This is a genomic window from Nonomuraea harbinensis, assembly GCF_019396385.1.
GTDB classification, from domain to species: domain Bacteria; phylum Actinomycetota; class Actinomycetes; order Streptosporangiales; family Streptosporangiaceae; genus Nonomuraea; species Nonomuraea ferruginea.
Map to the genome: position 1 here is coordinate 71,263 of NZ_JAHKRN010000008.1, position 17,541 is coordinate 88,803.

The window sequence follows — 17,541 nt, forward strand, 5'->3', positions numbered from 1 at the left end:
TCTACTGCACGCCCAGGTCGGCGACGTCGACCTGCCACACCGGGTGGTACTCGATGCCGGTGACCGAGGTGGCCGCGACGATGTTCTGGCTCGGCTGGATGAGCGGGACGAACGGCCCGGACTCGTTCAGCTTGCGCTGCACCTCCTGGTAGGCCTGCGTGCGGGCGTCGTCGCCGATCGCGGTCGCCGCCTTCTCGCCGAGCTCCTCCAGCTCCTTGTTCGCGCCGGCCTTCCACCCGGCGCGCTCGCCGACGAGCTGGCCGGGCAGGAACGCCAGGTAGACGTTCGGGTCGGGGTAGTCAGGGCCCCAGTACCACAGGCCCATCTCCTCCTTGCCGTTGCGATAGTTGTCCAGCGCCGTCGTCACCGGGGCGGGCTGGAGGTCCACCGTGATGCCGACCTCCTTGAGGTTGGCCTGCACGCGCTCGGCCAGCGGCTGGAAGGACAGGCCGTTCACGGTCAGCTCGGTCGGGTACTCCAGCTTGACCGTCGGGTTGGACAGCCCGCTCTCGGCCAGCGCCGCCTTGGCGCCCTCCACGTCGCGCTGGACCGCCTCGCCCTCGGGCAGCGCGCCCAGGATCTGGGACGGGATCACGCCCGGCGCCCTGGCCGCGCCCTCGCCGGCCAGCTCCAGCAGGCCCGAGTAGTCGACGCCCTTGCGGACGGCCTCGACGAACTTGGCGTTCGTCGTCACGTCGCTGATCTCGGAGTCCTGGTTGGCCAGCAGGAAGAAGACGTTCGCCGAGGCGGTCTTCTTGACCTGCAGCGTGTCCGGCATGTTCGCCACCTGGTCGCCGGACAGGTTCAGCGCCAGCTGGCTGTCGCCGCGCTGCACGTTGAGCTTCTGCGTCGCCGACTCGACGTTGCGGATGACGACCTTCTCGTACGCGGGCTTGTCGCCGTGGTACTGCGGGTTCGCCTTCAGCACGACCTGGCTGCTGACGTTGAACGTCTCGATCTGGTACGGGCCGGAGCCCGCCGAGTTGGCGTTCAGGTACTGCTCGGCCTTGTCCTGGGCGTCGGCGGTGCCGCCGTTCTCCTTGACCACGTCGCTGTTGAGGATGCCGAGCGCGGGGTTCGGCAGGATGTACGGCAGGGCGGCGTTGGCCTTCTCCGACGTCATCGTGACCGTCGTGTCGTCGGTCTTCTCGACCTCCACGCCGTCGAGCAGGAACGACGGGCTACCCTTCATGTCGCGGACCCGGGTGAGCGAGAAGACCACGTCGTCGGCCGTGATCGGGGAGCCGTCGGCGAACGTGGCTCCTTGCTTGAGCTTGAGCGTCAGCACCTTGCCGTCGTCGGACAGCTCGTAGGACTCGGCGAGGGCGGGGACGGGCTTGGTCACGTCCGACCCGTCGAACGTGAGCAACGTCTCGTACGTGGCCTTGCCCACGATGAGGCCGGTCGGCTCGTACGTGCGTCCGGGGTCAGCCGTCTTCAGGTCGAAGGACGTGTCGATGACGAGGGTCTTGCCGCCGCTCTGCGCGGCGGGGGCCTGTGCGCCGCCGCTTCCGCAGGCGGCGAGGGCGAGCGCACCGGCGAGCAGCACTGCCGCCGTCTGCGAGCGGGTCGCCATGTAGGTCCTCCAAGTGGACGGTTCGAACGGGAACGCCCAGGATTGTCCGTCAATCTGTCCAGGTTCTGTGCGGTCACTGAGACGGATATAAATGAGTGCGAGGTAACAATGACTGAAATTTCCAGAAATGGTGGTACCGGGGGCACGCACCCTGGACGGATCGGCATCGGGCTCGACCTGGACTCCACCCATATGAAGATCCTTGAGGTCCTCCGCGAGAACGGCAGGATCTCGGTCGCGTCCCTGGCGGAGCGGGTCGGCATCTCCCGGGCGAACGCCTACACCCGCTTCGAGGCGCTGCGCGCGGAGGGCGCCATCAAGGGCTTCACCGCCGAGGTGGACCCGGTCAAGGCCGGACTGGGCATCACCGCGCTCATCTTCGTGACCGTCCGGCAGCAGATGTGGAAGCAGTTCAGGGCCGAGCTGGCGCGCATGCCGGAGGTCGAGTACTGCGCGATCACCACCGGGCAGCACGACGCGATGATCCTGGTCAGGGTGGCGGACGTGGCCGAGGTGCACGCCATGGTGACCGACCGGCTGGCCAACATCCCCGCGGTCAAGGCCACCGAGACCGTGTTCATCCTGGACGAGGTGCTCAAGCGGCCCTACGTGCTGCCGAGCGACCGCGAGCGGGCCCGCCCCGCCCGGCGGCCCGCCCCCGAGACGCCGGGGGACGTGCCGCTGGGCAAGATGCGCTTCGTGCAGGCCGCCGAGGGCAGGGCGGCGCTGCGCAAGGACACCTGACGGTCAGGCGACGACCTCGGTGCACACGCTCACGTGCGGTGTGTCGTCACCGGCGAACATGAACTCCTCCACCAGGCGCAGCCTGCCGTCCGACTCGTTCTCCACCCGGCTGTCGCTGCGTCCCGCCGCGGTGCCGCCCGCCACCAGCGCGTGCACGTACGAGATCGAGACCCGCTCGCCCTCCCGGGTGCCGACGAAGCGGCCGAGGGTCACCGTGTCGCCGGTGTAGCTGCCCCACACCAGGCCGTCCTCCTCCCAGTACTCGAACTCGGTGGGGCTGTCGGGGTCCACCTTGCTCGCGGTCGAGCTCACCATCACGAATTTGCGGCCGTTGAGTAGGTTCACGCGCTCCATCGTGGAGGCTGCGCGCCCGCGGCCGGGAACCGGCTGGACGGATGGCGCGGCGGCGACCGGCTGGGCGGCGATCCGTCCAGCCGGGCCCGGGGAATCCTTGGCTATTCCGATCACATCGCTTACTGTGTTGGTCAAATCACCGTCGGTAACGAGGAGATCGTCATGGTGGCGTACGTGTTCTCGGTCATGGCGGCGGTTGCCCTGGTGGGGGCCGCCGCCTTCACGTTCCGGCTGGCGGGCAAGGGGAGTGACGACCGCGGCGCCGACGGGCCGTCGGCCGGGCACGCGGGGGCCATGCTGTCGGCGCTGTTCCTGCTGGTCTTCGCGATCGCCGTGATCGTCCCCTGGACCACCGCCGACGCGGCGAGACAGAACACCCAGGTCGAGAGCCGCGCCGTGGTCGACGCCTACTGGGCCGCCGCCGGGCTGCCGTCCGTCATGGTGGGGCCGATCCGCACCGGGTTGCGGGAGTACGCGACCTTTGTCGTGGAGGACGAGTGGCCGCGGATGGCCCGGGGTGAGCTCGACCCGATGGGCGGCGTCAGGCTCGACGAGCTGCGTTCCCGGATCATCGAGCTGAGCTCGGACGACGACGACGAGCGGGAGGCCAGGACCACCACGCTCGGCCACCTCTCGGCCATCGGCGCGGCCCGCGCCCAGCGTGCCGCGGACGCCGCCGCCACCCCGCCGGCGGGGCTCCTGTCCCTCACCGTCCTGACCGGGCTGGCGGTGATCTTCTTCCCGTTCCTCGCGGGGGCCCGGCCGCGCGGGATCACGTTGCTGCCGCTGGCGGCGATGGCCGCCCTCCTGGGCTTCGGCACGTATCTGACCTGGGACATCGCCCGCGCCTTCGACGGTCCCCTGGCGGTCGGCCCGGAGGCCTTCACGGCGGCGCTGAACGAGTTCGCCCGCATCGCCGGAGGCGTCTGACATGCCACGTCCCTTGGCCCCCCTGCTGGTGGCGATCACCCTGCTGACCCTCTCCGCCTGCCTGCCCGCCGAACCGGCGGCGCGCGGCAGCGGCCCCGCCCCACCGCTCGTCCGCCCCGTCGCGCCCTCGGATCTCCAGCCCGTGCGTGTCAGCCGCGTCGAGGGCGCGTCGTATCGCGCCGGGCGTTGGTCCGTGACGGGGGTGCGTGCCGATCACGGCCCTCCGGACCCCGCCGAGCTGGGGGAGCGGGCGGAACGGCTGGCCAGGAACCTGTCCCGGCCGAGGTCCCGGACGCCGGATTCCCGGTTGTCGAAGCCCCGGCTGGCCGAGCCTCGGGTAATGAAACCCCGGGTGTCGAAACCCCGGGTCGAGCCGCCCGGGGTCTCCGTCGGGGAGGGCCGGGTGCCGGGGAAGCGGCGGCCGGGGCCGCTGGTGCCGGTGCCTGACGTGCGGGTGTACGGAGACGCGGTGTGCGTCGAGACCCCGCGCTCCCACGTCCACATCGGCAGATGCCGCGCCACCCCCGCCCCGGAGAGCACCTGGCACGCCTCCCAGGTGTCGCCGCCCGTCGTGACCCCCACCCCGACCCCCACGAAGGCCGAGCCCACCCCCACCTCCAACCTGAGGATCGTGGCCGCACGCCCCGGCCCACCAGAACGGCCCAACCCCCTCGCCACCGTCCTGCTGATGGCGGTGCTGACCACCGTGATCGCCTCAGCCACCGCCGTCGCCTTCGGCGCCGTCAAATAACCACCCACAACCGGCCTGACCGCCGGTCGCCCTCGACACAGGCAAAGGAGCCGGCCCGCCGACATCAGACGTCCACCGCCCGCCCGGGCCGGGTGAACCCCGCCCGACTACCCGGTCGGGTGAGTGCCGCTCGGTGATGCCGGTCAGCTGGTCGGTGCGCGGTCGTTTCGGTGGTGGGTCGCAAGGGGTGGCGCGATCGTCGTCAGGAAGGGCAGCAGGGCCTCGGCGGTCTGGTCGGGCATCTCGGCGTGCGGGTAGTGGCCCGCGCCGTCGATCACGCGTACCGTGGCCGGGCCGCCGAGCTTGGCCGCGGTGCGGGCGGCGTCGCCGGCGGGGTCGGGGAAGTCGGCGTCCTTACCGCCCATCACCAGCAGGGACGGCTGGGTGACCTCGGCGTACCGGTTCTCCACCCCGGCCAGGGAGAGCGCGATCTGCGCGCGGAGCGGGACCATGCCGCCGGGCGCGCGCAGGGCCGCCTTCAGCTCCGCCAGGTACGCGTCGAAGTCGTCCGGCCGGGCCGAGGGGTAGCTCGTACGCAGGAACATCCCCCAAAGCCCGGCGTTCCTGCCGACGAGCCAGGACGCCGCCCGCATCCACGCCTTGACCCTCGTCTCACCGGAGAACGTGCCGATGAGCCCGAGGCCGGAGACGGACTCCGGCGACTCGGCCGCCGCCCAGACCGCCGACGAGCAGCCGATCGAGTGGCCGATGACCGTCGCCGGGCCGCCCAACCGGCGGATGAGGGCGAGCACGTCGGAGCCGATCGCGTCCACCCCGTACCCGGGCCAGCCGGTGCCGGAGGCGCCGTAGCCGCGCACGTCCATGGCCGCGACCCGGTGGCCGGCCAGCCGGGGGATCAGGTGGCGGAAGGTGCGGTGGGTGTCGCCCATGCCGTGGACCAGCACCACCAGCGGGCCCTCGCCGCTGACCCGGTATGCGATCCGGCCGCCGGGAACGTCCAGCGATTCCATAGTTCACCGCTCCAATCAGAGAGCACCGATCTCTATTGAGTGCAGTGAACCACGCGCACGGCGTTAAGGCAAGGGGCTCAGACGCTGGAACGGCGCCCGGTCAGCTGGAGGCTCTGGCCCCGTTCCAGATAGACCACGCGATCGTCCAGGCCGCAGCTCAGCATGTGCTGCTTGAAGTCGCTCAGCGGCGAGGCGAACGCCGCGTAGTCGTCGAAGTGGACCGGCACCACGGTGGTGGGATCGACGAGGTCGACGTAGCGGGAGCCCTGCTCGCCGTCCATCGTGACCGTCATCAGGCCGAGCAGCTTCGTGCCGCCCAGGTGCACGACCGCCACGTCGACGTCGGGGAAGCGGATCGGGATCGACTCCAGCCGCCGGTCCATCAGCGTGTCGCCGCTGATGAGCAGCCGCAGGTCGGGCAGCCCTTCCGAGTCGCAGAACTCCAGCATGCTCCCCATGACGGGAGGCAGCAGCGTCTCGGCGGAGCCGGGCGCGTGGCGGGCCGGCAGCGCGGTGATCGTCACCGACCCGCCGGGGCCGCGCAGCTCGTGCTGCTGCCAGATGGACAGGCCCGTCGTCCGCTTGAACCCCTGCCGGCCCAGCCGCCGCGCCGCGTGCCGGGTCGTCACGATCTCCGTGTCCCGGTCCAGGCCCTTGCGGGTCACCCGGTCCCAGTGGTCGCCGTGCATGTGCGACAGCACCACCGCGTCCAGCGGCGGCAGCTCGTCGATCCGCAGCGCGGGCTCGGTCAGGCGCTTGGTCGTCAGCCCGTAGCCGAGGTAGGCGCGCTGGCCGCGGTGCAGGAAGTTCGGGTCGGTGAGCAGGTTGAAACCGTTGTAGCGGATGAGCGTCGTGGCGTTCCCGATGAACAGCAGGCTCCCCCGGCCGGTGGCGGGCATGGCGTCCTCATCTCCTGCGGGTGGAACGGTCGGGCAGGACTTTTGTCCCTTTTCGTCCAGTAAGTGACCCCATGCCACCGATTGCTGACGCCAAACCCGCCCGTACGGTTCAGCCAGGGGCGATGCCACTCAGGCACGTCGCCACCAGGCGGTCGGTGAAGCCGGGCGGGACCCGGATCTCGCCGGCCGGGGTGCCGGTGAGCAGGTGCGGCAGGATGAGCTCGTGGCAGGCCCCGACCACCATGGTCGCCGCGGCCTCGGCGTCGGCCCGCGCGGCGACCTTGCCCGCCGCCTGCCCCGCCCGCAGATAACGCGTCAGCGCCCCCCGCAAACCGTCCGGCCCCTCGGCGTGCCCTCGGAGGAGGCCGGGGCCGCCGCCGAGCTCGGCGAAGCGGGCCAGGACGCCCGGCTGGGCCAGGAGGCCGGCGAAGGCGGGCAGGATCGCCAGGTGCAGCGACACCCCGTAGTCGACGTACGCCCGCAGACCGGTCTCCAGGTCACCCTCGCCGGAGCCGTCCGGCAGCGCGGGGAGGCCGCGCTCCACCGTCCGGACGTGCGCCAGCAGCGCCCGCGCGATCAGCTCCTCCTTGTCGGCGAAGTGGTTGTACAGCACCCCGTCGGCGACCCCCGCCTCCTTGGCGATGGCCCGCACGGTCAGCCCCGCCGCGCCGTGCCGGGCGATCAGCCGCTCGGCCGTCGCGATGAGGTGCGCGGGCAACGACTCACTGCCGGGGACGGCTGCCGCTTTACGAGGGCTCATGCCCGTACGCCCGATATCAGGTTGGCGTAGCCGCGCAGCCGTACCGCGCCCGCTCGCTCGTACGGGCGCAGGGCCGGCGCGAGCGCGGCCGTGGCGCGCTCGGCGGAGGCGGGATCGGCGAGGGAGAGCCGGTAACGGATCGGCCCCCACCCGGCGAGGAACGCGGCCGCGTCCTCCGTGTCGCGCCCCCACACCTGGTCGGCCTCCACCGGGGTCACCTCCACATCGGTGAAGCCCGCGGCGGTGAACACCTCCTGGACGCGGGCGGGGTCGGCGAGCGAGGCGGGGGAGGTGCCGTCGGGCGACTCGGGCGGCGGCGGCAGGTGGGCCGCCATGGCGCCGAGCACCGTGACCAGCTCCGGTATGTCGCGCAGGCTGAGGAACGCCACCCGCCCGCCGGGCACCAGCGCGCTCCCGATGTTGCGGAAGGCGGCCACCGGATCGGCGAAGAACATGATGCCGAACCGGCTGACAGCCAGGTCGTAGGCGCCTTCGCCGAAGTCGTGCACCTGGGCGTCGCCCTGGGTGAAGGTCACGTTGCCGGCCCCCTCGGCGGCGGCCAGCTCGCGGGCCTTGGCGAGCATGGGCGCCGACAGGTCGAGCCCGGTCGCCTCCCGGCCCCGCCGCGCCGCCAGCCTGGTGAGCTGGCCGGCGCCGCATCCGACGTCGAGCACCCGGTCGCCGTCGCGCACGAAACGGAGGAGGTGCTCGTTGTAGACGCCGTTCATGGCGTCGTAGCGGTCGTGGTGGCCGGCCCAGTGGGCGCCCTCGTAGCCGTTCCACGCCTCGGCCTGGTGAGTGTTGACGATCGCCATACCAACTCCTGGATGAACATGCGTTCATGAACGTGCATTCATGATGTTAGCATGCCCGCATGGCGATCTCCGCACATCCCGTGACAGAACCCATCGCCCACCACGGCGAGGGCCCCGCGTGGCACCCGCGCTGGGGCGGCCTGCGCTGGGTGGACATGCTGGCCGGCGACCTGCTCGCGCTCGACGCGCAGGGGCGCGTGCGGCGCAGGCACGCCGGATCGCTGGCCGCCGTCATCAGGCCGCGCGCGGGCGGCGGGTTCCTCGTCGCCGCCGAACGCGAGCTGCTGCTCGCCGACGCCGACGACCTCCACGCGCCGCTCCGCTCGCTGGGCGAGGCGTGGCAGGACCCGTCCGTGCGGATGAACGAGGGCGGCTGCGACCCCGACGGCCGCTTCTACATCGGCTCCATGGCCTGGGACGAGACCCCGGGCAAGGGCTCCCTGTACGTGGCCGCGCCCGGCGGGTCGCTGACCGTGGTGCTGTCCGGGGTGGGCATCTCCAACGGCCTCGACTTCAGCCCTTCCGGAGACCGCGCCTACTACGCCGACACCCTGACCGGCCGGGTGGACGTCCTCGACTACGACCGTGAGCACGGGCTCACCGCGCGCCGCCCGTTCGTCACCGTGGACCGGGGCAAACCCGACGGGCTGACCGTCGACGCCGAGGGCGGCGTGTGGGTGGCGCTCTTCGACGGCGGCGCCGTGCACCGCTACGCCCCCGACGGCACCCTCGACGCGGTGGTCGAGCTGCCGGTGCGGAAGGTCACCGCGGTGACGTTCGGCGGCGACGGCCTGGACCGCCTGTTCATCACCACCTCCGCGGTCGGCGTCGACCGCGCGGAGCAGCCCCTCGCGGGCGCCCTGTTCGCGGCCGATCCGGGAGTACGGGGCCGTCCCGTCCTGGAGACGACCCTCTGACCTCCTCCGTCACTCCACGGCGGACAGCGCCTTCAGCTGCTCGGTGCGCGTCCGTTCGAGGTCGGCGGCCATGGCCAGGGCTCGCGGGTCCGCGCCCGAGTCCCGCTCGCCGCGGGTCACCTTGACCGACTGGTCCAGATGCGCGCGCACGCTCTCCAGGAACAGCCGGTCGAACGCCTTCCCGCGGGCCCCGCGCATGGCGTCGAGCCGGGCCGCCGTCGCCATGCCGGGCATGTCGTGCCCCTCGTGCACGTTCACGTCCGGCAGCCCCGCCGCGGCGCGCAGCTCGCGCAGCCGGTCCAGCTCGTCGCGGTGCGCCCCGGCCAGCGACGCCGCCAGCTCCCGCACCTCCGGCGTGGAACCGCGCCTGGCGCCCAGGTCCAGCATCGGGAGCGCGCGCCCGGCCATCGGGATCATGAGCTGCAGCCACGCGGCGTCGGTGCCGTTGAACCCGCTCGCCGACGCCACGGGGGTGGGCGGGGGAGCGTGTCCCGCGTGCCCGCCCGTGCCGCACGAGGTGATCAGGAAGGCGGCGAGCAGGGCCGCGCACGCCGGGGGACACCGCATGGACTCTCCTGACGACGACGGACGTGAGAGCGCTCTCTCAGAGTAGACGACCAGCGGGGAAGAGCCGGCTCGCGCGGATGGTTGGCATGGACATGAACGAGGTCGACGTGGACGAGGTCGACGTGGTGGTGATCGGCGCCGGGCAGGCGGGGCTGTCCAGCGCCTACTTCCTGCGCCGGTTCGGCTACGACCCGCTGGTCCTGGACGCGGACGACGGGCCCGGCGGCGCGTGGCGGCACCGCTCGCCCACGCTCACCATGGACAAGGTCCACGGCGTCTTCGACCTGCCCGGTGTCCGGCGCGACCCGGCCCGCGACGGCGACGACCGGCCCGCCGCATCCGTCGTGCCCGCCTACTACGCCACCTACGAGCGGGAGCTCGGCCTGGACGTGCGCCGCCCCGCCAAGGTCACCGCCGTCGAGCCGGGCCCCGCCGACCGCCTCCTGATCACCGCACGCCTCGGCACCGCCGCGACCTCCGGCACCGACGCGGCGTCGGCCGGTGCCGCCACGGGCCCGTCCTCTCGCGCCGGGTTGACGTTGTCCGGGTCACCGCGTACGGGGGAGGTCGCCGGGTGGGCCGCGCGTGCCGTGGTCAACGCCACCGGCACGTGGACGCGCCCGTACCGGCCTTACTATCCGGGCGCCGCGGATTTCCGCGGCCGGCAGCTGCACTACGTCTCCTATCGCGGGCCCGCCGAGTTCGCCGGGCTGCGGGTGGTCGTGGTGGGCGGCGGCCACTCGGCCGCGCACGTGCTGGCGGAGCTGGCGGGGGTCGCGAGTGAGACGTTCTGGGTGACGCGCCGGCCGCCCGACCTGCGGGGCGACGACTTCGGTGAGCGGGCCAGGCGCGAGGCGGTGGCCCAGGTCGAGGCCCGGGTCCGCGCCGGCCTGCCGCCGCGGAGCGTGGTCAGCGTGACCGGCCTCGGCGCCACCCCCGTCGTCCGGCAGGCGCTGGAGGCGGGCGCGCTGCGCCGGTGGCCGATGTTCGAGCGGATCACCCCCGGCGGCGTGGTCTGGCCCGGCGGACGGTACGAGGAAGCCGACGTGATCGTCTGGGCCACCGGCTTCCGGTCGGCCCTGGACCACCTGGCGCCCCTCCGGCTGAGGGAGCCGGGCGGCGGCATCAAGGTCGACGGCACCCGCGCGGTCCGGGAGCCTCGCCTGCACCTGGTCGGATACGGGCCCTCCGCGAGCACGATCGGCGCCAACCGGGCCGGCCGGGAGGTGGCCCGCGCGGTCGACCGGCTCCTCACCAGAGCCGCCGCCTGAGCACCACATCTGATGCGGATAAATCATGATTGGCCACAGGTGAGCGAAAGATCCCCTACTATTTTGCCTCGATAGTGGGCGCGACCGGCCCGTGCAGTCCAGGCCCGGAAACGCGTCCTGCACCACGTGGCGAAGGAGAAGCGTGGCCGTTGCGTCCTCCGCCGGCAGGCGGCGCGGCCTCCTCCGAGTTCTGGGCACGACGGCCCTCCTGACGGCCCTCTGCCCGGGCCTGACCGCGGCGGTCCCGCTGACGGCGCTCGCGGACCCGAAGCCCTCGGTCAAGAAGCTGGAGAAGGAGCTGGCCGCACTCCAGAAGGAGTCGGACAAGCTGATCGAGGACTACTACCACGGCCGCCGGGAGCAGCAGCAGGCGGAGAAGGCCGAGAAGGCCGCCCGTGAGAAGCTGGCCGGATCCCAGGAGGTGTTCGACCGGCACGCCACCGAGCTGCGCGCCATGGCGATCACCCAGTACATGACCGGCGGGTCCGAGAACATGGCGCTGCTCACCGGCGTCGAGGACCGGGGCGGCCTGATCCGCAGGCTGGCGCTCACCCGGCACCTCGCCGACGAGCAGCACGCCAAGCTGTCGGGCTTCGCCCGGGTGCGCGACGGCCACCGGCAGGCCAAGGAGGAGGCGGAGGCCCGCGCCGACGAGCTGGACGCCACCGTGAAGGACCTCGCCGGCCGGCGCGAGAAGGCCGAAGCCACGATCGAGAAGATCCGGGACAAGATCGACCAGCTGCACAAGGCGCCCGGCCGCCGCTCCGACGGCACGTTCCTGCCACAGCTCCCCGACGGGTCCGACAACGTCACCCCGCGCATGCGGCTGGTCAAGTCGCTCATCGAGCGACGCTTCGGGACGGGGCCGGGCATCGGCTGCTACCGGCCCATCCAGGACGGCGGCGAGCATCCCCTGGGCCGCGCCTGCGACTTCATGCTCAGCCGGGGCGGCGCCTTCCCCTCACCGGCCGAGGTCCAGCGCGGCCACGCGATCGCCGAATGGGCCATCAAGAACGCCCGGCGCCTCGGCATCATGTACATCATCTACCGGCAGCGGATCTGGCACGTCAGGACGGGTTCCTGGCGCGTGATGACCGACCGCGGCGGCACCACGGCCAACCACTACGACCACCCGCACATCTCGGTCTACTAGCCGCGCTTTCCTCGCCGTCGAAGCCGGGACGGCCGGGAAAACGCGGTAAGTCAGCGCTTGCAACCACGGATACAGTGCGCTGCAGGCGCGCGGCATCGCACGAGCAAGCGTCCGGCAGGCGGTCGGCCTTATCAAGGTGGTGCACACCCCGACAGCACACGGGGCCCCCGGGAGAAGCCCGGGGAGCACTCATCCCTCAAGGAGAAGTCATGCGCCGCTCGCTTCGCACCGTTCTCACGCTCGCCGCCGCCTCCGCCGCCACCGCCGTGGTCATGGGCGCCCCGGCCGCCGCCTCGACAGACCCGCAGCCCCTGATCATGAACCCGCCGACGCAGAACTGGGGTTCCTACTACTCCAGCAACTTCAAGGCCAAGGCCAAGGGCACCGTCAAGGCCAACTGGAACCCGGCCCACACCCAGAACGACGTCCGGATCAAGGGCAAGCTGTACGACCTGGACTTCCGCACCCTGCAGCAGGGCGGCAAGTGCGCGTTCGTGCAGATCCGGGTCCACCACCTCTACCAGCCGAACTGGAAGTGGGACGCGGCCGGGGCCTACAAGCTGTGCAACGCCGGCCACGTGAAGAACTTCACGTTCTGGAAGCACAACGTGGACAAGGTCCGCATCCGCGTCAGCCAGATCGGCTACTACAGCAACAACCTCACCAAGCGGGGCGCCTGGCACCAGGTCACCATCTGATCAGACGACCGCGACGAAGAAGGCCCGCTCGCCCGAGCGGGCCTTCTTCCATGACCGGGGGTGCCGTGGCGCGCACCAAGGTGTACGTATACGTCATGTCGGGCTGCCGGCCACTGCCGCTCCGATCCGGCCGTCTCCTCACCCCCCAACGGAGATATCCATGAAGACCCACCATCGCGCCAGGGCGTTCGCGCTCCTGCTCGCCCTCCTCGCCGGGCTGCCGCTCGCCGCCCAGCCCGCCCACGCGGCGCCCGCCAAGCCGCCCCCGCTGTCGACCCCGTGGACGAGCCAGGCCCTCGTCGGCACGCCCTTACCGGAGTACCCCCGCCCGCAGATGACCCGGCCCGACTGGCTGAACCTCAACGGCGAGTGGCAGCTGAGGCAGTCGGCGACTGACGGCGCGCCGCAGTTCGGCGTCACCCTGCCGGAGCGCGTCAACGTCCCGTTCGCGGTCGAGTCCGCCCTGTCGGGCGTGATGCGCGCCGCCGGCGACGACCGCCACTACCTCTTCTACCGCCGGACGTTCACGGTCCCGGCCGCCTGGCAGGGCCGCCGGGTGCAGTTGCACTTCGGCGCGGTCGACTGGGAAGCGTCGGTCTGGGTCAACGGCCGGGCGATGGGCACCCACCGGGGCGGCTACGACCGCTTCGAGTTCGACATCACCGACGCGCTCAACGGCGGCGCGAACGAGCTGATCGTCAAGGTGTACGACCCGACCGACTCCGGCCACAACGGCAGCCACCCGGTCATCGGCAAGCAGACCCGCGACCCGTCGGCCATCTTCTACACGCCCGTGTCCGGCATCTGGCAGACCGTGTGGCTGGAGCCGACGCCCCCGTCGTCCATCTCCAGCGTCGACACGTACCCCAGCCTGAGCGACGACACGCTCCGGGTGCGCGTGTTCACGCGCGGGAACGTCAGCGGGCACTCCGTGCTCGCCGAAGCCCTGGACGGCACCACCGTCGTCGGCGCCGCCACCGGCGCGTTCACCGAGTTCCGCGTGCCCGTCCCGAACGCCCGCCGATGGACGCCCGACGACCCGTTCCTGTACGACCTGCGGATCTCGCTGCGCGACGGCGCCGGGCGGACCGTCGACCGGACCACGCACTACTTCGGCATGCGCGAGGTCGGCAAGCGGCTCGTCAACGGGGTGCTGCGGCCCACGCTCAACGGCGAGTTCGTCTACCACCTCGGCACGCTCGACCAGGGCTACTGGCCGGACGGCCTCTACACCGCGCCCACGGACGCGGCGCTCGCCTTCGACCTGCGGAAGCACAAGGAGCTCGGCTTCACCATGGTGCGCAAGCACATCAAGGTCGAGCCCCAGCGGTGGTACTACCACGCCGACCGGCTCGGCCTGCTGGTGTGGCAGGACATCCCGTCGATGCAGGCGTCCAACAGGAACATCACCCCCGCGCACGCGCAGCAGTTCGAGACCGAGGCGCGGGAGATCGTCGACGAGCACCGCAGCTCACCCGCGGTCGTCGCCTACGTCCCGTTCAACGAGGGCTGGGGCGAGTGGAACCTCGCCGACACCCGCCGCGTCATCCAGAACGTCAAGAACCAGGACCCGACCCGCCTGGTCAACGGGCACAGCGGGTTCAACTGCTGCAACTCGCTGGGCGACCCGGGCAACGGCGACATGATCGACTGGCACGTGTACACGGGCCCGGACGCTCCCGCGCCCTCCTCCACCCGCGTCTCGATCCTGGGCGAGTTCGGCGGCCTCGGCCTGCGCACGCCGGGTCACGAGTACAGCCCGCACGGCGGCTTCTTCGCCTACGAGCACCTGACCAGCGGCGCGCAGCTCGGCGACCGCTACACCGGCATGGTCCGCGACCTGCGGGAGCTGGTCACCAAAAAGGGCCTGAGCGGGTCCGTCTACACCGAGATCACCGACCTGGAAGGCGAGTACAACGGCCTGATGACCTACGACCGCCGGGTCCAGAAGGTCGACACGAACCAGGTGCGCGCCGCCCACCGGGACCTCCTGGCCGCCGCCGCGAACGAGAACGCGACGCCGCGGCTGACGGCCGGCCACGTGCGCTCGTTCCGCGTGACGACCCCCGGCCACACCGGCCGCTACCTGCGGCACGCCGACTCCGTCGCGCGCACCGACGTGATCACCACGACGAGCCCCGACCTCGCCCGCAGGGACGCGTCGTTCCGCGCCGTGCCCGGCCTGGCCGACGCCCGCTGCCACTCGTTCGAGTCGGTCAACCTCCCCGGCCGCTACCTGCGGCACGCGAACTCGGTGGTGCGGCTCGACGCGAACACCGGCGGGTCGTTCGCCGCGGACGCCACCTGGTGCGCGCGCCCCGGCCGGACCGGCACGGGCGCCTCGTTCGAATCGCTGAACTTCCCCGGGGCGTTCCTGCGGCACCATTCGGACAACGTCTACCTGGCCAGGCCGAGCGGCCCCAACCCCTTCGACGGCGGCGCCACCTTCGACGCCGACGCCACCTGGGACGTCAGCGCCCCCGCCCTGTGGCGCAGCTCCGCCGATCTCCCCGTGGACGCGCGCCGGTCGCTGCAGGTGCGGACCTGGGGCTTCACCGACCGCTACCTGCGGCACGCCGACAGCCTGGCGTCCACCGCGGTGGTCAACTCCGGCAGCGGCGCGCTGCTGAAGAACGACGCCACGTGGACCATCCGCCGCGGGCTCGCCGACTCCAGCTGCTACGCCTTCGAGTCGGTCAACTACCCGGGACGGTTCCTCCGCCACGCGAGCTCGCGCGTGCGCATGGACGCGAACGACGGAAGCGCGCTGTTCGCCCAGGACGCGACCTGGTGCGCCCGGCCCGGCCTGCAGGGCGACGGCGTGACCCTCGAATCGATCAACTATCCGGGCTCGTACCTGCGGCACTACCAAGCGGAGGTGTGGTCGGCGAACGGCACGGGAACCGCGTGGAACCGCCCGCAGACGCTGACGGCCGACAGCACGTGGCAGCTGGCCGCGCCGTGGGCCCCGTGAACGGCCTAGCGAACCCGGCCTCTGGCCTTGAGCCGCGTGCCGGGCAGCGCGGGAGCGGGCAGCGGCGCGCCGTCGTAGCCGCGCACCGTGCCGAACCCGTCGCCCTCCATCCACTCCTTGCGGAAGGCGGTGATCTCGTCGTGGCTCCGGCCGACGAAGTTCCACCACATGACGATCTCCTCGGCGAACGGCTCGCCGCCGACGAGCAGCACCCGCCCGGCGCCGCTCAGCCGCACGACCTCGCGGCCCGGCGGCACGTACAGCAGCGGCCCCGGCGGCAGCGCGGCGACCTCGCCGTCGAGCAGCAGCAGCCCGTGCTCGTACGCGGGATCGAGCGGCACCTCGGCGTCACCGTCGACCGCGATCTCCGCCCCCACGAGCGGGCTGTACGCGGTCGCCGGCGAGCGGACCCCGCCCAGCGCGCCCATGAACACGGTGGCCGCGTAGCGGGCCCTGACAGCACGGGCAGCACGGCGTGGTGCTCGAAGGCGGGCGCGACCTCCCGGTGCCCGCCGGGCAGCGCCACCCACAGCTGCACCCCGTGCAGCGTGCCCAGCCGCGACTCCTCGGAGTGGGAGATGCCGCGCCCGGCGGTCATGAGGTTGAGACTGCCGGGCCGGATCGCCTGGAGGCTGCCCAGGCTGTCGCGGTGCAGCACCTCGCCGGCCACCAGCCAGCTCACGGTCTGCAGGCCGGTGTGCGGGTGCGGCGCGACCCGCATCTCCGCCTGCTCCGGGCCGTAGGCGTCGACGAAGCACCAGGCGCCGATCATGCGCCGGTGCACGTGGGGGAGTGTCCGCGTCACGGTCATGGCACGCGGGCCGCCGAGCGGCACCGCGCGCCCTTCCAGCGTCTCGCCGCCCGCGCCGCCGCCGGGGCCGCAGAGGATCTCGGAGGGGTCCGGTTCCAGGTTGCTCACCCCCCGACTGTACGGGCCGGGCCCAGCATCTCCCACCAGGTGTCGACGGCGGGGATGTCCACGGTGTCGACGGCCTCACCGGGCCTGGGCACCACGAAAGGCACGTCACGTGCCTTGGCCTCGTGCCACAGCCGGTCGACCGGCTCGGCCCACGGGTGCGGCGCCAGCGTGAACGTCGCCCAGTGCACCGGCAGCATCAGCCTCCCGCCGAGGTCGACGGTGGCCGTCACCGCCTCCTCCGGGGTCATGTGGATGTCCGGCCAGGACGGGCTGTAGGCGCCGATCGGCATGATCGTCAGGTCGAACGGCCCGTGGGCGGCGCCGATGCCCCGGTAGCCCTGGAAGTATCCCGAGTCGCCCGCGTAGAAGACCCGCCTGGCGGCCCCGGCCACCACCCACGACCCCCACAGCGTGTCGTTGCGGGTGAACGACCGGCCGGAGAAGTGGCGGGCGGCGGTGGCCGTGAACCGCAGCCCGGCCACCTCCGCCTCCTCGTCCCAGTCGAGCTCGATGATCCGGTACGCCGGCACGCCCCAGAGCTCCAGATGGGCGCCGATGCCCAGAGGGACCAGGAACGGCGCCTTCTGGGTGTGGGTGAGCGCACGCACCGTGGCCATGTCGAGATGGTCGTAGTGGTCGTGCGAGATCACCACGGCGTCGACCTGGGGCAGCCCGCCGATCGGCACCGGCACCGGATGATGCCGCTTCGGCCCGACCAGCTGCGACGGAGACGGCCGCCGGCTCCACACCGGGTCGAGCAGCACCCGCCTGCCCTCGATCTCCACCAGCGTCGAGGCGTGCCCGTACCAGGTCGCGCGCAGCCCGCCGGCAGCGGGCTCACCGGACGGCGGCGCCAGCACCGGGACGGGGCCGGGCGGCCGGCGCAGCTCCTTGTTCCTGAGCAGCCCGGCGATCGCGCCGACCGGCGGCGCGGTCATCAACGTGACCGGTTCCGGCATCCGGTTGAAGAAGACACCGTCACGGAACTGCGGCGAGCGCCGCATCCGGCCCGCTCGGACCGGCCCGGAGCCCAGGGGCCGCAGCCCCAGCTCCGCGGGCACCCGGCGCAGCGCCCAGCCCGCGGCCGCCAGGACCGCGCCACCCGCCAGCACGCGCCGTGCCGTCCGGAAACCCGCCATGCTCACACCCCCTGGAAAACGTCCTCCCGCGTCAACCCGGCGGGAGAGCCCCGATGTTCCCTATCGGTACGATAGATCGCGGAAGATCGGAGCGCGCCGACCG

The 17,541-nt window shown here is 72.2% G+C and carries 18 protein-coding genes; 8 read left to right on the top strand and 10 right to left on the bottom strand.

The window, feature by feature from the left end; translation table 11 throughout:
- Position 1: 1 nt before the first annotated feature.
- Positions 2-1,576, bottom strand: coding sequence for an ABC transporter substrate-binding protein (locus tag KME79_RS10885; RefSeq protein WP_219544324.1), 1,575 nt, complete (start codon positions 1,574-1,576; stop codon positions 2-4).
- 108 nt (positions 1,577-1,684) lie between these two features.
- Here KME79_RS10885 and KME79_RS10890 point away from each other — a divergent pair, with 108 nt between their 5' ends.
- Positions 1,685-2,320 (top strand): Lrp/AsnC family transcriptional regulator, encoded by a 636-nt coding sequence (locus KME79_RS10890; RefSeq protein ID WP_219544325.1) that lies wholly within the window; start codon positions 1,685-1,687, stop codon positions 2,318-2,320.
- A 3-nt stretch (positions 2,321-2,323) separates the two neighbouring features.
- Here KME79_RS10890 and KME79_RS10895 read toward each other — a convergent pair whose 3' ends face one another.
- Entirely contained in the window at positions 2,324-2,665 is a 342-nt protein-coding gene (locus KME79_RS10895) for an avidin-fold protein (protein WP_261808604.1), read from the bottom strand.
- A gap of 171 nt (positions 2,666-2,836) precedes the next feature.
- Here KME79_RS10895 and KME79_RS10900 point away from each other — a divergent pair, with 171 nt between their 5' ends.
- A complete protein-coding gene (locus KME79_RS10900) occupies positions 2,837-3,604 on the top strand; it encodes a bestrophin-like domain (protein ID WP_219544326.1) in 768 nt (255 codons plus the stop codon).
- 1 nt (position 3,605) lies between these two features.
- Positions 3,606-4,355 (top strand): hypothetical protein, encoded by a 750-nt coding sequence (locus tag KME79_RS10905; RefSeq protein WP_219544327.1) that lies wholly within the window; start codon positions 3,606-3,608, stop codon positions 4,353-4,355.
- Between the two features lie 143 nt (positions 4,356-4,498).
- Here KME79_RS10905 and KME79_RS10910 read toward each other — a convergent pair whose 3' ends face one another.
- From KME79_RS10910 to KME79_RS10925, 4 genes are all read right to left on the bottom strand, one after another.
- Positions 4,499-5,326, bottom strand: a complete 828-nt coding sequence (locus KME79_RS10910) for an alpha/beta fold hydrolase (protein ID WP_219544328.1) — start codon at positions 5,324-5,326, stop codon at positions 4,499-4,501.
- Positions 5,327-5,403: 77 nt separating this feature from the next.
- Positions 5,404-6,225 (bottom strand): MBL fold metallo-hydrolase, encoded by an 822-nt coding sequence (locus tag KME79_RS10915; protein ID WP_148032058.1) that lies wholly within the window; start codon positions 6,223-6,225, stop codon positions 5,404-5,406.
- Between the two features lie 109 nt (positions 6,226-6,334).
- The gene (locus KME79_RS10920; RefSeq protein ID WP_219544329.1) at positions 6,335-6,985 is read right to left on the bottom strand and encodes a TetR/AcrR family transcriptional regulator; all 651 of its coding nucleotides are present in this window, start codon (positions 6,983-6,985) and stop codon (positions 6,335-6,337) included.
- On the bottom strand, positions 6,982-7,800 hold the full coding sequence (locus KME79_RS10925; RefSeq protein WP_219544330.1) for a class I SAM-dependent methyltransferase: 819 nt from the start codon (positions 7,798-7,800) through the stop codon (positions 6,982-6,984). The genes KME79_RS10920 and KME79_RS10925 overlap by 4 nt, the downstream gene beginning before the upstream one ends.
- A 59-nt stretch (positions 7,801-7,859) precedes the next feature.
- Between KME79_RS10925 and KME79_RS10930 the strand changes: the two genes are divergently transcribed.
- Positions 7,860-8,717 (top strand): SMP-30/gluconolactonase/LRE family protein, encoded by an 858-nt coding sequence (locus tag KME79_RS10930; protein ID WP_219544331.1) that lies wholly within the window; start codon positions 7,860-7,862, stop codon positions 8,715-8,717.
- Between the two features lie 9 nt (positions 8,718-8,726).
- On the opposite strand, the gene KME79_RS10935 is transcribed toward KME79_RS10930, so the two are convergent.
- The gene (locus KME79_RS10935; protein ID WP_219544332.1) at positions 8,727-9,284 is read right to left on the bottom strand and encodes a DUF305 domain-containing protein; all 558 of its coding nucleotides are present in this window, start codon (positions 9,282-9,284) and stop codon (positions 8,727-8,729) included.
- 86 nt (positions 9,285-9,370) lie between these two features.
- On the opposite strand from KME79_RS10935, the gene KME79_RS10940 reads away from it, so the two are divergent.
- The 4 genes from KME79_RS10940 to KME79_RS10955 all read left to right on the top strand — a co-directional run bounded on the left by KME79_RS10940 (position 9,371) and on the right by KME79_RS10955 (position 15,380).
- The gene (locus KME79_RS10940; RefSeq protein WP_246639637.1) at positions 9,371-10,555 is read left to right on the top strand and encodes an FAD-dependent oxidoreductase; all 1,185 of its coding nucleotides are present in this window, start codon (positions 9,371-9,373) and stop codon (positions 10,553-10,555) included.
- A gap of 142 nt (positions 10,556-10,697) precedes the next feature.
- Complete coding sequence (locus tag KME79_RS10945) at positions 10,698-11,708, top strand: coiled-coil domain-containing protein (protein WP_261808601.1); 1,011 nt, start codon at positions 10,698-10,700, stop codon at positions 11,706-11,708.
- A 209-nt stretch (positions 11,709-11,917) separates the two neighbouring features.
- Positions 11,918-12,406 (top strand): hypothetical protein, encoded by a 489-nt coding sequence (locus KME79_RS10950; protein WP_219544333.1) that lies wholly within the window; start codon positions 11,918-11,920, stop codon positions 12,404-12,406.
- 160 nt (positions 12,407-12,566) lie between these two features.
- Positions 12,567-15,380 carry an AbfB domain-containing protein gene (locus KME79_RS10955; RefSeq protein ID WP_219544334.1) on the top strand — a complete coding sequence of 938 codons (2,814 nt, stop codon included), beginning with the start codon at positions 12,567-12,569 and terminating at the stop codon, positions 15,378-15,380.
- A gap of 5 nt (positions 15,381-15,385) precedes the next feature.
- Here KME79_RS10955 and KME79_RS46895 read toward each other — a convergent pair whose 3' ends face one another.
- Genes KME79_RS46895 through KME79_RS10965 form a run of 3 tightly spaced genes read right to left on the bottom strand, consistent with a single transcriptional unit; the run spans position 15,386 to position 17,438 of the window.
- The gene (locus KME79_RS46895; protein WP_308248872.1) at positions 15,386-15,721 is read right to left on the bottom strand and encodes a pirin-like C-terminal cupin domain-containing protein; all 336 of its coding nucleotides are present in this window, start codon (positions 15,719-15,721) and stop codon (positions 15,386-15,388) included.
- Positions 15,607-16,299 (bottom strand): pirin family protein, encoded by a 693-nt coding sequence (locus tag KME79_RS10960; RefSeq protein ID WP_308248873.1) that lies wholly within the window; start codon positions 16,297-16,299, stop codon positions 15,607-15,609. The genes KME79_RS46895 and KME79_RS10960 overlap by 115 nt, the downstream gene beginning before the upstream one ends.
- A complete protein-coding gene (locus KME79_RS10965) occupies positions 16,296-17,438 on the bottom strand; it encodes an MBL fold metallo-hydrolase (protein ID WP_219544335.1) in 1,143 nt (380 codons plus the stop codon). The genes KME79_RS10960 and KME79_RS10965 overlap by 4 nt, the downstream gene beginning before the upstream one ends.
- Between the last annotated feature and the right edge of the window lie 103 nt (positions 17,439-17,541).